A 14882-nucleotide genomic window follows, 5' to 3' on the forward strand; every position below is an offset into this window, starting at 1 on the left:
AACTCTTTTGCTAAAATCAGGCTAACTTAGAAGGTAATAGAGGGAAACCTGCCATACACACCTTTGTGAATGCGCTTACAACGGGTGGGTCAATGAGTAAGGAGCGAGGATCATGTTAAACGTACTTTTGGTGGACGATGAGCCGTGGGTTCTTGAGGGCCTCCGGACGATGATCGACTGGAACAAATACGGTTTTCAGGTTTGCGGGGAGGCACAGAGCGGACCGGATGCGCTGCGGTTCATTCAGGAGCATCGTCCGGAGCTGGTGGTCACCGACATCAACATGCCGGTGTTGAGCGGCATCGAATTGATCGAGCAGTCGAATCAGCTGCTGGCCAAACCACCCAAATTCGTTGTGCTGAGCGGCTATGACGACTTTTCGTACGCCCAGGCGGCAATGCGGCAGCGGGTGGCTGAATATCTGCTTAAACCGGTGGATGACGAGGAGATCGGCGAACTGCTCGTCAAGCTCAGCCGGAAGATCGGCGATGAAATTGAAGCAGAGCATCATCAGGCGAAAAAGGAGCTGTTGGCCGTCAGCCATATGATGAACAGGCTGATACAGGGAGAGTACGGCGAAGCCATGGAGGAGCAAATCAAGCGCTCCCTGAAGCTGGAGGGCAATTCAGAGTTGCAGTGCTTGCTGGTATGGATAGAAAACGTATTCGATCCCGCTGAGGTAAGTCCGCTGCTGACTCGAGGATTTGAGGGAGAAACAGGCTGTCTTTTTCAGGACGGATGCGGAAGAATGGGATTTGTCGTGCAGTCCGGCGCCTCAGTTTCGGGCCGTCTTCAGGACGCCGCGATCCAGATTCACCGGGAGCTGACTGAACGGCTGGACGAGCCGGTCATTATCGCCGTCAGCGAGCCGAAACGCAGTCTGCGCTCGATCCGGGAGTTGTATGCCCAAACGGTGGAGGTCGTGGAGCGGAAGCGCTGTCTGGGGAAAAGCGGAGTGTTTTTCTATCAGGAGTGCATCCGTCCGGTAAACCGGGAGCGGCTCCTGCAAACATTCAAAACGCTTCTGGAAACGGTGCAGGAAGGGGATCCGGAAGGCATCACCGCTTGTGTCAAGGAATCTTTCGCGTGGATTGCCGCGGGTCCCGTGGAGATGGAATGGGTGAAGACCCATGTGGCGGATATGGAATGGTCCGTCTGCGGCCTGATCAAGGACCTGAACGGCGACCCGGCCGCTTTGATGAAGGCGCAGGAAAGGCAGCTTGGCACGCTTGGTGAAATCAGGGATTACCGGGCGCTTCAGGCCTATGTGGAGCGTTTTTGCCTTCAGGCGGGGACCCTTCTGTCCGAGCTGAAGCTGAGCAGCGAGAGCAACACCATTTACCAGGTCGTGCAATACGTCGACCGCGAATTCCGCGGAAGGCTGCAGCTGCAGGATTTGGCCAGGCATTTTCATATGAACGCGACTTACTTGGGCCAGCTGTTCAAGAAAACGACGGGGAAGCCGTTTAACGAATACCTCAACGACAAGCGGATCGAAGAGGCGAAAAGACTGCTCAAGCGCTCCCCGCTAAAAATCTCCGACGTGGCGCTTCAGGTGGGCTACCCGAACACGGACTATTTTATTAACAAATTCAAGCTGAAAACCGGCATGCTGCCTTCGGCCTACAAGCAGGATGCCGGAAATTCGCCGGATGGACCGATGGGGGAGCGATGAAATGATGTCCACGCGCAAATTCAAGCTCCGGAAGATCGTCAACGATATTCCGCTGAATTATAAATTTCTGCTCATCTTTATCGTCGGCGTGCTGCTCCCGGTGATCGTCATCAACCTGGTGGTGACGGACCGCCTGTCGGACTTGATCAAAGCGCGGGAGGAGCAGAACCTTGATATCTCGATCGAGCGGGCGAGAAAGGATATTCACGATTTCATCGACGGCGGGGTAGCGGTCAGCCATGCCTTAAGCAGCGATAAGACGCTGTATGAAATACTCGACCGGAAATATGCGAGCCAGATCGATTTTTATGACGCCTTTGACGAACAGCTGCGCAACCGGGTGACCAGCTACATTCCGGTGAACAACCAGATCGAGCGCATCAGCATTTTCACGGATAATCCGACGATCGTCGACGGAGGGAACTACCACGTCATCGATGACGAGGTCCGGGCGAGCGACTGGTATAAATTGTGGAAGGACTCGCAGAATCCGGTGTTCGTCGCGGCGTACCGGGCCAACCAAGCCAACAGCAGCGTGTTTACGGCTCCTTATTTGAGCGTGATCGAGCGGATGGATTATTTTGATAACTACGACCACTATCAGAAGCTGCTGCGAATCGACATCGACCTGAACAAAATTTATGACGTGATTGTCCGGGAAAAAGATTACCTGGATCTTTACCTGGTCAATGAGCGGAACCAAATCATTATGTCGGCCCAGAGCGGATACCAGACCGGCACGACGGACGCGTACCCGGTGTTCAAACTGTCTGCTGAGGACAAGGAACAGGACGTTCATTCGGTCAACATCGGCACCGCTAAATACGTCAAGGGATGGCGGCTGATCGGGATCACCAAGGGTGTGCGCATCACTAAGGCAATGAACGAAATGAGACTGTATGTCGGTATCGTCGCAGCGGGGATTACCCTGTTCACGACGGGATTTATTTTCATTATGCTGAGATCCTACAATTACCGCGTGAAGCGGCTGGCACGGCATATGCAGAAGGTGACTAATGAGAAGTTCGACCTGATCCAGATCGACGAGGGGCGGGATGAAATCGGCGGACTCATCCGCAATTTCAACAAGATGACCGGCCGGATCAAGTTCCTGATCAACAACGTGTACAAGCTGGAAATCCAGCAGAAAAACCTGGAGATGGAGCGGGTGCGGGCCGAACTGAACTTTTTGCAGAGCCAGATGAATCCCCATTTTCTGTTCAATACGCTGAATGCGATCCTCGTCGTCTGTACGAAAAACCACTACACGGACGTAACCGATATCATCAAAAGCCTGTCCAAGCTGCTGCGGCGGCTCCTCAGCTGGAAGGAAGACATCGTGACGCTGGAGGAAGAAATGATGTTTATCGACATGTATCTCAAAATCGAGAAGTTCCGGTTCCGTGACAAATTCGAATACCGCTTCGATATCGATCCGGACGCGCTGCAGTACAAAATCCCGAAAATGAGCATTCAGCCGCTCGTGGAAAATGCCTGCAAACACGGGCTTCAGGCGATCGACGGACAGGGCATCGTAACGGTCAGCGCGTACGTTACCGAAGAGCGTCTGCGCATCGTTATTGCGGATAATGGCAAAGGCATGGAGCTGGAGCGGCTAAAGGAAATTAAAAAGGCGGTACAGACCGAATACGAGTCCGGCGCCAATATCGGCATCCGCAACGTGTACCGGAGACTAGAGCTGTACTATCACGATCAGGTGCGGTTTGATATCGTAAGCAGCCCGCAGCAGGGCACGACCGTATTTTTTGAAATTCCGATCAAGTTTCTAAGCGGTATGGCAGGCTGATCGATCCGTAATACAGGAGGGGAACCATGACATTTAAAGTGTTGTTGATCGATGACGAACCCGCTGCCCTGGAGGGGCTGGAGCTGTGGATCGACTGGGAGGAGCTGGGCTTTGAGGTGTGCGGCCGCGCAAGCAACGGAAAGGAAGGGCTGCATTTCATCCGGGAGCTGGCGCCGGACCTGGTCATCACCGACGTGCGGATGCCGCTGATGGACGGGCTGGAAATGATCGAGGCGTGGAGCCGGGAGGGGACAGAACCGGTCAAATTCGCCATTGTCAGCGGATATGGCGAATTTAAATACGCCCAGAAGGCGCTGCGATACGGCGTCAATGCGTACCTGCTTAAACCGGTCATTCCGGAGGAGGCGGCTGAGCAGATCCGGGACATTCGGAGGGAGCTCGTGCGGGAGCGGGAGGAACAGAGCCTGACGAGGATGGCTTCTTACGAAGAGGCGGTTTCAATGATTAAAGATCTGCTGAATGGCGGTGCGAACGCCTTGGACGGCAGGGAGAAGGAGGTCACCCGCCTGTCAGATGCCATGCCGGCATGGAATATGTGTCTGGTGCAGGCGGCGCCGGATGCTCTTGCCAGGCTGCGGGCGAAGGCTGCTGCAATGGCAGAGGCGGGCGAATACATATATCTGGTCGATCTGGAGCCGAGCAGGTTCGGGATCGTGTACGGTTGGAGCTCGGCAGAGGATAACGATAAGGCAGCTTACACGATGGCGGAGGAGTTGCTGGCGGAAAGCGCGGACGGACAGCGGGTGTTTATGGCGTCAGGGCAGGCTGAGAACAGCCTGCTTCGGATCGGCTGCTGCTGCAAGGCGGCGAAGAAGGCCATACAATATGCTTTTTACCTTGATCATGCTCCGGGCTTGATCCTCTACGAGCAGGTGGAACATCTCCAGTTTGAGGATCATTTCGAGCGGTTTGATCTGTTTGAAGAAATGCTCCAGGCCGTATCGCTGCTGGACAAGCCGGCTTTGCGAAAGGCGGTACAGTTAGCGGATTCCAGTCTGCGGGAGTCCATGCCGAATCCGGACATCGTCAAAAAACTCGCCATCCATGTCATGTATCAAATCATGAGCCATATGCGCGAAGCAGCCGGCCAGGCAGCGGAGCCCTGGATCGAAAAGTACGACATTCCCCGGATATCCGGCACTGTGATGACGCTTGGCGACGTGATGGGCGATCTGCTGTCCTGCGCCGAGGGCTGCATCGACTTTTTTATGCGGGAACAGCAGCGGCAGTCCCAGGGCATTGCCCAGGAAATTATCGACTACGTCCGCGAGCACTACCGGGAGCCGCTGACGATCCGCAAGCTGGCCGAGGTCTTCTACCTGCATCCCGTTTATCTTGGCCAGCTGCTGCTGAAGAAGAACGGCATCGGCTTTAACGAAATGCTGCATAATCTGCGGATTGAAGAGGCTGTACGCCTGCTGGAAAACAGCAGTTTGAAGAACAGCGAAATTGCGGAGCGCGTCGGATACGGCCATTACGGCCAATTCCTCAAGCAGTTCGAAGCGAGGCATGCGATGTCCCCCAATGAATACAAAAAAAGGAAGTTCTAAAGTTTTGAAGGTGACTCCTTTAATTCCGATATAGTTTCGGCTATGGCAGCGCTTTTACAATAAAGGCAGTTACATGAAAAGGCTTACAATAAAAAGCTTGGTGTGGCTAAAATTTGACGGAGGTGCTTTACATGGGGGGAAGATTTAAACCGCTGGTTCGTCTTGGCATACTCATGGCGATGACGTTCAGCGTAGTCCTGTCCGGCTGCGGCGGCAGCAAAGACAACAGCGCAGACAATGGCAGCAGCTCTACAGGGCAGACAGCGACGGGCAGCAGCGACGGAAAGGTGGAGCCGTTCAACGTGAGCGTTTTCATCGGGGAAGCCGGGCAGCAGCCCACTCCGGACAACAAGATTTACAAAAAAATCAAGGATGAGACGGGAGCCACGTTTAATTTCGAGTTTTTGGCAGGCGACATTAACCAGAAGCTGGGCGTCATGATTGCCGGCTCCGACTACCCGGATCTGATGACCGGCAACACGAAGCTGACAGCGGCTGGAGCCTATATTCCGCTCGAGGATTTGATCGAGAAGTACGCGCCAAATTTGAAGAAGCATTATGAAAAATACTGGAACATGATGAAGGACCCGAACGACGGGCACATTTATATTCTGCCGAACTATGGAGTATACAACGGCAAGCTGAACAGCACCTGGTATTCCGGGCCGGCATTCTGGGTTCAGAAGGACGTGCTGGCTGAGGCTGGCTATCCGAAGGTGAAGACGCTGGACGAGTACTTCGACCTGATCGCCAAGTATAAGGCGAAGCATCCGACCATCGACGGCAGCCCGACGATCGGTTTTGAGATTTTGAACTATGACTGGAAAAACTGGGGTCTCTTTAACCCGCCTCAGCATCTGATTGGTCATCCGAACGACGGCGGCGTTGTTGTGAACGACGGCGTAGCCGAAATTTTTGCCGATAAGGATTATGCCAAGAAATATTACCAGAAGCTGAATCAAATGAACGAGCAGGGGCTGATCGACAAAGAGACGTTCGTGCAGAACTTTGACCAGTACCTGGCCAAACTGTCCAGCGGCACGGTGCTCGGCATGTTCGACCAGCACTGGAACTTCCAGAATGCCGAGAACTCTCTGATTACCCAGAAGAAGTTTAACCGGACGTATGTGGGACTTCCGCTCGTATATGACACAAGCACAAAGGACTATTATCGCGACCGGGCTGTGCTTAACCTGAACAACGGCTTCGGAATCAGCGTCAATGCAAAGGATCCTGTGAAGATCATCAAGCTGCTCGACACCTTGATCACGGAAGATTGGCAAAAAGTGTTCTCATGGGGCATTGAAGGTGAGGACTACATCGTCAACGACCAGGGCCGGTTTATGCGGACCCAGGAGCAACGCGATAAGCAGTCGGACGGAACATGGAAGCTGGCGAACAAAGCTGACGCCCTTTTCGGAAACCTGCCGAAAATCGAGGGAAGCTTCAGCGACGGCAACTCCACCGACGCCGCTGCACAGCCGGAAGAATACAAAGCGGGCCTGAACGATTACGACAAAAAATTCCTGGAAGCCTACGGCTATGACAGCTACGTCGATTTCTTCAGCGAGCCGCCGGAGAATCCGATTTACTACCCGGCCTGGTCCATCGATCTGGTCGAAGGATCGCCAGCCAAAGTAGCGAACACGAAGCTGAACGATCTGTCCACCAAGTATTTGCCGAAAGCCGTTTTGGCGAACCCGTCCGATTTTGATTCGGTATGGAATGAGTACACGTCACAAATTCACAAGGTCGATGTCAAGGCGTACGAAGACAAGATCAACGAGCAAATCAAGTGGAGAATCGATAATTGGAGTAAATAAGGGTTCACAGAAAGTGGGAGGCGCGAATGAGCGCCTTCCGCTTTATAGATACCCGCTCCGGAATTTGAATATGGTGAGGAGAGCAAACGTATGGCTGTGACTGTAACCAATAAGAAAGCTGTCCGGAAACCAGAGAAGAAACGGAAGCTGACCTGGGCTGTGCTGAAGAGCCAGCAGCAGTTGATCTGGATGTCCGTGCCCTTGACGCTGTATATCATTTTATTTGCCTACGTTCCGGTCTGGGGCTGGACGATGGCATTTCAGAACTACAAACCGGCGCGTTCCTTCAGCCAACAGGACTGGGTCGGATTCAAGCAGTTTAAATTTTTGTTTACCGATGACGATTTTATGCGGGTGCTGCGCAATACGCTCGGGATGAGCATTATCAATCTCGTGCTTGGTTTCGTAACGGCAATCGTGCTCGCGCTGCTGCTCAACGAAATTCGAAAGGTCATTTGGAAAAGGACGGTACAAACGATTTCTTACCTTCCGCACTTTTTGTCCTGGGTTATCGTGACCGGGATCGTAGCCACTTCGCTGGCTTCCGACGGCATTGTCAACGATATTTTGATGAAGCTGCATTTGATCAAGGAACCGATTTTATGGCTTAGCGAAGGAAAGTATTTCTGGGGCATCGTCGGTGCTTCCCATGTGTGGAAAGAAGTCGGCTGGAACACGATCATCTATCTGGCCGCCATGGCGTCGATCGATCCCGCGCTGTACGAAGCAGCGGAGATGGACGGAGCCAACCGCTACCGGAAGATGCTTCATGTAACTCTGCCGGGGATCAAATCCACGATTGTCATTTTGCTGATCATGTCCATCGGTCATATTTTGGACGCTGGCTTTGAGGTTCAGTACCTGCTCGGCAACGGGCTTGTCGTGGACTGGGCCGAAACGATCGATATCTTTGTCTTGAAATACGGGATTGCTCAAGGAAACTATTCACTTGCCACAGCCGGCGGGATCTTTAAAACGGTCGTGAGCGTCGCCCTGTTACTGGTGGCCAACTGGACCGCAAAGCGGCTTGGGGAAGAGAGGCTGTTATGAGTATGGAAAATCATCAAATCAGCCCGCAGGGAGCGGCTGGTGTTACGATAAGAAAAAGCATGCGCTCGAGCAAAGTTGAGCCGGTGCTGTTCAATACGATTAATGCGATTTTTATGATCTTTTTGGTGGTTGTCACGCTGTATCCGTTTTTGAACACGATCGCCGTGTCGCTGAATGCAGGCAACGATACGATCCGCGGAGGCATTTATTTATGGCCACGGCAATGGACGCTGCAGAACTACAAGGCGGTGTTCGCATCGGGCACGATTTATGACGCGTTTTGGATCTCCGTGGCTCGGACCGTGCTGTCCACAGTGCTGAACATCTTCCTGACAACGATGCTGTCGTATACGCTGAGCCGGAAGGAATACGTCTTCCGCAAGCCGATCACCGTCATTTTCGTGCTGACGATGTACTTCAGCGCCGGCTTGATTCCGGGATACTTCCTGATTAAGGACCTGCACCTGCTGAACAGCTTCTGGGTGTACATTTTCCCGTCCATGATCAGCGCGTTCAACATGATCGTCATCCGCACCTATATCGGAACGATTCCGGACAGCCTGGTCGAATCGGCCAAGATCGACGGCGCCGGGGATTTCAAAATTTTCCTGCGGATCATTTTCCCGCTGTGTACACCGGTGCTTGCCACCATCGCACTGTTTGTGGCCGTAGGCGCATGGAACTCCTGGTTTGACGCATTCCTGTACACCTCCTCCAGACAGGAGCTCAGTACGCTGCAGTATGAGCTGATGAAGCTGCTCTCGTCGAGTATGAACTCCAACAGCAATCCGAACGTAGCGGCAGGCGTCGGCGTGAACCAGGAAACCGCGGTATCGATGGTGACGCCGCTCTCGATCCGCGCAGCCATAACGATTGTAGCCTCCGTTCCGATTCTGGTGGTCTATCCGTTCCTGCAAAAGTATTTTGTGGTCGGGCTCAATGTCGGCAGCGTGAAAGAGTAACCGAGTCAAAGAACGAAAAAGCGCCGTGGATGGCGATTTTTCAACCCTAAGGGAACCGCATAGGGCCGCCTTTTAGTGGCCTCCCAAGAGGTCAGCGTGGCGGTCGCCGGATTTCACTAAAGTCCAAATTCACACCCATAGGCGGGAGGGAGTCTGTCTGTCATGAATTCAACGGGTACGCATACCGAGCAGGCGCTGAAGGATCTTTTCGCGCAGCATTTCCGGATCGGAGCGGCGGTCAATCCGCGGACGATCCGGTCGCAAGAGCAGCTGCTGGCACACCATTTTAACAGCATTACCGCGGAAAACGAAATGAAGTTCGTCAGCGTTCATCCGGAGGAAGGCGTGTATACGTTTGAGGATGCTGATCTGCTGGCCGATTTCGCCGGCAGGCACCAAATGGCGATGCGCGGGCACACGCTTGTCTGGCATAATCAGACCCCGGACTGGCTGTTCGAGGACAGCCAGGGACAGCCGGCCGGCAAGGCCTTATTGCTCGAGCGGCTCCGCTCGCATATCGATACGGTGGTGGGGCGGTACAAGGGCCGCCTTTATGCCTGGGATGTGGTCAACGAGGTTATCGCCGACGAAGGCGACGCACTGCTGCGTCCGTCGAAGTGGCTGGACATCGCCGGGCCGGAGTTTATCGCCAGGGCGTTCGAATACGCCCATGATGCCGATCCGGACGCCCTGCTCTTCTACAACGACTACAACGAATCGCATCCCGCCAAGCGGGATAAAATTTACGCGCTGGTGAAGTCCTTGCTGGAACAAGGCGCGCCGATCCACGGCATCGGCCTGCAAGCCCATTGGAACCTCTTCGATCCGTCCCTGGATGATATCCGTGCGGCGATCGAGAAGTATGCTTCGCTCGGCTTGCAGCTGCAGCTCACCGAGCTGGACGTGTCGGTCTTCCGCTTCGATGACAGGCGGGCCGATCTGACTTCGCCGGAGCCAGGCATGCTCGAGCGTCAGGCGGAGCTGTACGAGGGCGTGTTCGGTCTGCTGAAGGAATACCGCGACGTCATCAGCGGGGTGACGTTCTGGGGGGCGGCCGACGACTATACGTGGCTGGATGATTTTCCGGTGCGCGGCCGCAAAAACTGGCCAATGCTGTTCGATGCGCAGCACCGTCCGAAGCCGGCTTATGACCGGATCGCCGCGTTGTTTGCGGAGTAGGCGGAAACGCAAAATAGTGAAGAAGCGGAATCTTGCAGCTTGCAGCAAGCAAGCGCCTGGTATTCGATGATGCCGTTCCCCTATGATCTACGGGGGACGGCTCATTCCTTTACCAATTGGATGTTCTAAATCGGAATACATTCGTTGCATTGAAACTTCGATGGGGTTCGGGCAGAAACGTCATAAATCTTACCTACAGGGCAGCGTTGAATATCAAAGAGCGGCTGGCTGAGCGAGGGATTGGGGTCTCGCCCATCGATGGTTATCCGGGTCTGAAATGAAGGGGAAATCGAGACTTAAACAGGGGGGTGAGAGGAAACTGAATTTTATTCCGGCAATATAGAATGAACAAAAAAAGAATGTTATAGGCCGTATTGGGCCGTTATAACAGGAAGTTTTAGAGCAACACTTTTGTTCAATCTATATAGCGAAATGATTCTATCGAGATAATGGAGGTATTAATGGAAATGCACGCAACGTGGTCACGTCTGAAAAAATCGGTTTGCGGATTGTTAGCCGGTGTAACGGCCCTTTCGATCGTACTGGCCGTGCCGGGGCCGGCTCAGGTGTCAGCTTCAAGTAACGCCACTATCAACTTATCGGCGGAAAAACAGGTGATTCGCGGTTTTGGGGGAATCAACCACCCCGTCTGGATTGGGGATTTGACGGAAGCCCAAAGAGAAACGGCCTTCGGCAATGGGGACAACCAGCTGGGCTTTTCCATCCTCAGAATTCATGTGGATGAAGATCGGAACAATTGGAGCAAGGAAGTCGAAACGGCCAAGAGTGCGATTGCACACGGAGCCATTGTGTTTGCATCCCCTTGGAATCCGCCGAGCGATATGACAGAGACGTTCAACCGGAACGGAGATACGTCGGCCAAACGGCTCAGATACGACAAGTATGCTGACTACGCCCAGTATCTTAACGATTTCGTTACTTTCATGAAGAACAACGGTGTGGATCTATATGCGATATCCGTCCAGAACGAGCCTGACTATGCCCATACCTGGACGTGGTGGACTCCTGAAGAGATGCTTCGCTTTATGAAGGAAAATGCAGGCTCCATTAACTGCCGGGTTATCGCACCGGAATCGTTCCAATACCTGAAAAACATGTCCGACCCTATTCTGAACGATCCGCAGGCCCTGGCCAATATGGACATTTTGGGTACCCACCTGTACGGAACCCAGATCAGCGATTTCGCGTATCCTCTCTTTAAGCAAAAGGGAGCGGGCAAAGAACTGTGGATGACGGAAGTATACTATCCGAACAGCGATGCTAACTCTGCAGATCGGTGGCCCGAGGCGCTTGACGTGTCCTATCATATTCATAATGCGATGGTAGAGGGAGATTTCGAGGCTTACGTATGGTGGTATATCCGCAGGCAGTATGGTCCTATGAAAGAGGACGGTACGATAAGCAAGCGCGGGTATAATATGGCTCATTTCTCCAAATTTGTCCGCCCCGGTTATGTCAGGGTCGATGCAACGAAGAACCCTGATACCAACGTCTACACTTCTGCATATAAAGGCAACAACAAGGTCGTGATTGTGGCCATTAACAAAGGCACTTCAGCGGTAAGCCAAACTTTCACCTTGCAAAACGGCAAGGCGTCGAAGGTCACCCCATGGGTAACGGACGCCAGCAGAAATATGACCGCCGGATCTTCGATTAAAGTAAAGGGCGGTTCTTTTACGGCCCAGCTTCCTGCCCAAAGCGTGACAACCTTCGTAGGCGAATTGGCGCATTAAACGGTGCAAACTAAACGGTGGGACAGGATGATGATTTCGGCCTGCCGGCTCGTTTAATGGGAACGATATGTAACAAAAAAGAGAACACCTCCCTTCCAAGGGAGGTGTTTTTTGGCTTGTCACTGTAATCTCCGGTATATGCTCAAAGTCCGGTCTTACTTGCTAACCGTCCCCGCCACCGGAACCGTCTGCCGTCTGCGCTCCTGCATATAGACGGCCAGCACGATCAGGAAGGCGAGCCCGACGAGCAGGGCGCCGATCCAAGGCAGGGAGGTGAGCCCCATCTCGTCGATGACCCATCCGCCGAAGAAGGCGCCGAACGCGTTGCCGAGGTTGCCGGCCGAGTGGTTGGAGGTCGAGGCGAGCGCGGGCGCCTCCTGCGCCAGGTTCATGATTTTCACCTGAATGCCCGGCATGACCGCAAACGAAGCGGCTCCCCACAGGAAGATCGTGACGACTGCGCCAACGGGGCTTTTGACGGTAAAAGTGAAAATCGTCAGCAGCACACAGATGGAGAGGAAGATGCCCAGGATCGCGGGCATCAGCTTCCAGTCGGCGAGCTTGCCGCCAAGCATGTTGCCGACCGTGACCCCGATGCCGAACAGGACGAGAATCCAGGTGACGCTGCTTTCATGGAATCCGGTCACCTGCTCCAGCAGCGGGGCGATATACGTAAAGACGGCGAACAAGCTTGAGTTGCCGACGGCGCAGGCCAGAAGGATGATCAGCAGCTTGGGCTGGGCTACCGCCCTGAACTGCTTGCCCAGGCTGGCCGACTCATCGCGGCGGATCCTCGGGATGAACAGGACGATGCCGATCAGGGCCACGATCCCCATCACCATGATCGCGCCGAAGGAGGCGCGCCAGCCCAGGTGCTGGCCGACAAAGGTGCCCACCGGCACGCCGATAATGTTAGCGATTGTCAGGCCCGCCATCATGATGGATACTGCGCCGGCCCGCTTATGCGGCTTGACGAGGCCGGAAGCGATAACGGCGCCGACGCCGAAGAAGGTGCCGTGGCACAGCGCCGTTATGAGGCGGGCTGCCATCAGCACGGTATAGTTCGGTGCGATGACGGCAATGCCGTTGCCGAGAATGAACAACGCCATCAACAGGCAGAGCAGCAGCTTCTGCGGAAGCCGGTGAGTTAAGATGGTCAGGATCGGGGCGCCGACCGCCACGCCCAGCGCGTAGCTGGTGATCAGCTGCCCGGCTGTGGAGATGCTTACGTTCAGATCATCGGCTACATTTGGCAGAATGCCCATGATCACGAATTCGGTCATGCCGATCGCAAAGGCGCCCACCGTCAGCGACAGAAGGGAGACAGGGAAGGGTTCCTTGCCCTTTGCCGCCGTACGGGGATGCAAATCTGGAGTAGAAGTAGAATTCATGCTGCAGCTTCAACCTTTCTGAAACCAGACGGTCGCCGTCCGGAAAATGTTCTTCCTCCATAGTAACAGGAAAACAGGGGATTTTCAGAAAAAGTTTCAAGGTTACTGGTTAGACAGGGGGCTTGTAAAGGGCCGAAACGTACTAATCTTTGAAAGAAAAAGTTGACACGAAGTGTTATAGTAAGCGGTTTAATTGGTATTTTCATTGAAAACCCAATTCTGAAAATTTGCATTTCATTCGATGGGATTTCCTCAAAAACGGAAATTCAGACGAATTTCGACAAAAACATGACATATATATTGACACGAAATCTCAATTCTATTAAAGTTCAATTAATAACATCACTGGAGAAATTATAAGACCAAAGTCGGATGATAATTCGGGTAATTATCCCTAAATGCCGAGTTTGAATCCACTGTGTTCCATTTTCCTACCAAGATTTTCTCCATAGGTGAAATTAATTAAAATGGAGGACCGTCTCCGATGCAGAAGCACGATCAGGATTATATCCGGAGGAAAAACAGAAGTACGGTGTTTGAACTGATCCGTAAACACTCGCCCCTGTCCCGTGCCGAGATCGCCAGACTGACAGGAATGAGTCCCACGACAGTCAGCCGGATCGTTTCCGAGCTGTACCAGCAGGACTTTATGCATGAGATCGAGCAGACAACGACCGGCGTCGGACGGAAAGCTGTGATGCTGCACGTGAATCCCGGCTCGGTGCTCTCCGTGGGCGTTGAAATCGACCGCAGCGGCATCCGGATCGGCATTGTGGACCTGGATGGCAAGGTGGTCCACAGTACGCAGGTGACGCGCGATTCCCGCGAAACGCCGGAAGCAACGCTGGAGCGTATCGCCTCGGCCATAGAGGAGCTGATCCAGGCGGAGGACATCGACCGCCGCAAGGTGGTCGGCGTCGGCGTCGGACTGCCGGGCATTGTCGACTACGCCGGGGGCAGCGTGGTACTGTCCGCACAGCTCGGCTGGAAGCAGACCGACATCGCCGGGGAGCTCCGGCGGCTGACCGGGTTTGAGGTCGCCGTGGACAACGAGCTGAAAGTCCGTGCGCTGGCCGAACACCAATATGGCTCGGCGAGAGGATCGAGCCGCTCGGTGCTGATCGGCTTCGGCAGCGGGGTCGGCTCCTCCCTGATCATCGATGGGGAAATCTATCGCGGGGAGACGAACAGTGCCGGGGAAATCGGGCATACGGTAGTAGACCCGGGAGGCCTTCTGTGCGAGTGCGGCAAGGTCGGCTGCCTGCAGACCTATATCGCCGAAGCGTCGCTTGTCGAGCAGGCCAACAAAATCAAACCGATCGGATCGCTGGAGGAATTGTTCCAGGTGAGGAAGGACGGAGAGTATTGGGCGGCGAGCATTGTGGACCGGGCCATGACCTTCGTAGCGGTCACGGTCAGCAATATCGCATGCGTATATAACCCGGATACGGTGATTCTGACGGGCAAGCTGGTGGAAAGCTTCCCTGATGTCCGGGACTTCATTTCGGACAAATGCATGGATCAATTTGTGTGGGAGCCGCTGCGCGGAACCTTCCAGATCGTCTACTCGTCTCTGGAGAGCGACGGCGTGGTGATCGGATCGGGCATACTGGCCCAAAACCTGTTCCTGGACATCGACAGACAGATGGAGCAGGCAGACTAAATTTAAC

10 protein-coding genes are annotated in these 14882 nt (G+C 54.0%); 9 read left to right on the forward strand and 1 reads right to left on the reverse strand.

What is annotated here, in order from left to right:
- Positions 1-112: 112 nt before the first annotated feature.
- The 8 genes from C7820_RS18080 (at position 113) to xynC (ending at position 11821) form a co-directional block, all read left to right on the forward strand.
- Entirely contained in the window at positions 113-1675 is a 1563-nt protein-coding gene (locus C7820_RS18080; RefSeq protein ID WP_116232219.1) for a response regulator, read from the forward strand.
- 4 nt (positions 1676-1679) lie between these two features.
- Positions 1680-3482, forward strand: a complete 1803-nt coding sequence (locus C7820_RS18085) for a sensor histidine kinase (RefSeq protein ID WP_076170818.1) — start codon at positions 1680-1682, stop codon at positions 3480-3482.
- Between the two features lie 26 nt (positions 3483-3508).
- Positions 3509-5053 carry a response regulator transcription factor gene (locus C7820_RS18090; protein WP_116232220.1) on the forward strand — a complete coding sequence of 515 codons (1545 nt, stop codon included), beginning with the start codon at positions 3509-3511 and terminating at the stop codon, positions 5051-5053.
- A 131-nt stretch (positions 5054-5184) separates the two neighbouring features.
- Positions 5185-6876, forward strand: a complete 1692-nt coding sequence (locus C7820_RS18095) for an ABC transporter substrate-binding protein (RefSeq protein ID WP_116232221.1) — start codon at positions 5185-5187, stop codon at positions 6874-6876.
- A gap of 90 nt (positions 6877-6966) precedes the next feature.
- Entirely contained in the window at positions 6967-7926 is a 960-nt protein-coding gene (locus C7820_RS18100; protein WP_076170531.1) for an ABC transporter permease, read from the forward strand.
- A gap of 2 nt (positions 7927-7928) precedes the next feature.
- On the forward strand, positions 7929-8888 hold the full coding sequence (locus C7820_RS18105; protein ID WP_076170816.1) for a carbohydrate ABC transporter permease: 960 nt from the start codon (positions 7929-7931) through the stop codon (positions 8886-8888).
- A 162-nt stretch (positions 8889-9050) separates the two neighbouring features.
- Positions 9051-10067, forward strand: a complete 1017-nt coding sequence (locus C7820_RS18110; protein ID WP_076170530.1) for an endo-1,4-beta-xylanase — start codon at positions 9051-9053, stop codon at positions 10065-10067.
- A 467-nt stretch (positions 10068-10534) separates the two neighbouring features.
- Positions 10535-11821, forward strand: coding sequence for a glucuronoarabinoxylan endo-1,4-beta-xylanase XynC (xynC, locus tag C7820_RS18115; RefSeq protein WP_116232669.1), 1287 nt, complete (start codon positions 10535-10537; stop codon positions 11819-11821).
- Positions 11822-11976: 155 nt separating this feature from the next.
- On the opposite strand, the gene C7820_RS18120 is transcribed toward xynC, so the two are convergent.
- Entirely contained in the window at positions 11977-13212 is a 1236-nt protein-coding gene (locus tag C7820_RS18120; protein WP_116232222.1) for an MFS transporter, read from the reverse strand.
- A 484-nt stretch (positions 13213-13696) separates the two neighbouring features.
- On the opposite strand from C7820_RS18120, the gene C7820_RS18125 reads away from it, so the two are divergent.
- A complete protein-coding gene (locus tag C7820_RS18125; RefSeq protein ID WP_116232223.1) occupies positions 13697-14875 on the forward strand; it encodes an ROK family transcriptional regulator in 1179 nt (392 codons plus the stop codon).
- The last annotated feature ends 7 nt before the right edge of the window (positions 14876-14882 follow it).

The organism is Paenibacillus sp. VMFN-D1 (genome assembly GCF_003386155.1).
Taxonomy (GTDB): Bacteria; Bacillota; Bacilli; order Paenibacillales; family Paenibacillaceae; genus Paenibacillus_AQ; species Paenibacillus_AQ favisporus.

Coding starts and splice junctions, on each gene's coding strand:
- C7820_RS18105 (WP_076170816.1), top strand. CDS start 7,929: ATGGAAAATCATCAAATCAGCCCGCAGGGAGCGGCTGGTGTTACGATA.
- C7820_RS18120 (WP_116232222.1), bottom strand. CDS start 13,212: ATGAATTCTACTTCTACTCCAGATTTGCATCCCCGTACGGCGGCAAAG.
- C7820_RS18085 (WP_076170818.1), top strand. CDS start 1,680: ATGTCCACGCGCAAATTCAAGCTCCGGAAGATCGTCAACGATATTCCG.
- C7820_RS18100 (WP_076170531.1), top strand. CDS start 6,967: ATGGCTGTGACTGTAACCAATAAGAAAGCTGTCCGGAAACCAGAGAAG.
- C7820_RS18090 (WP_116232220.1), top strand. CDS start 3,509: ATGACATTTAAAGTGTTGTTGATCGATGACGAACCCGCTGCCCTGGAG.
- C7820_RS18125 (WP_116232223.1), top strand. CDS start 13,697: ATGCAGAAGCACGATCAGGATTATATCCGGAGGAAAAACAGAAGTACG.
- C7820_RS18110 (WP_076170530.1), top strand. CDS start 9,051: ATGAATTCAACGGGTACGCATACCGAGCAGGCGCTGAAGGATCTTTTC.
- C7820_RS18080 (WP_116232219.1), top strand. CDS start 113: ATGTTAAACGTACTTTTGGTGGACGATGAGCCGTGGGTTCTTGAGGGC.
- C7820_RS18095 (WP_116232221.1), top strand. CDS start 5,185: ATGGGGGGAAGATTTAAACCGCTGGTTCGTCTTGGCATACTCATGGCG.
- xynC (WP_116232669.1), top strand. CDS start 10,535: ATGCACGCAACGTGGTCACGTCTGAAAAAATCGGTTTGCGGATTGTTA.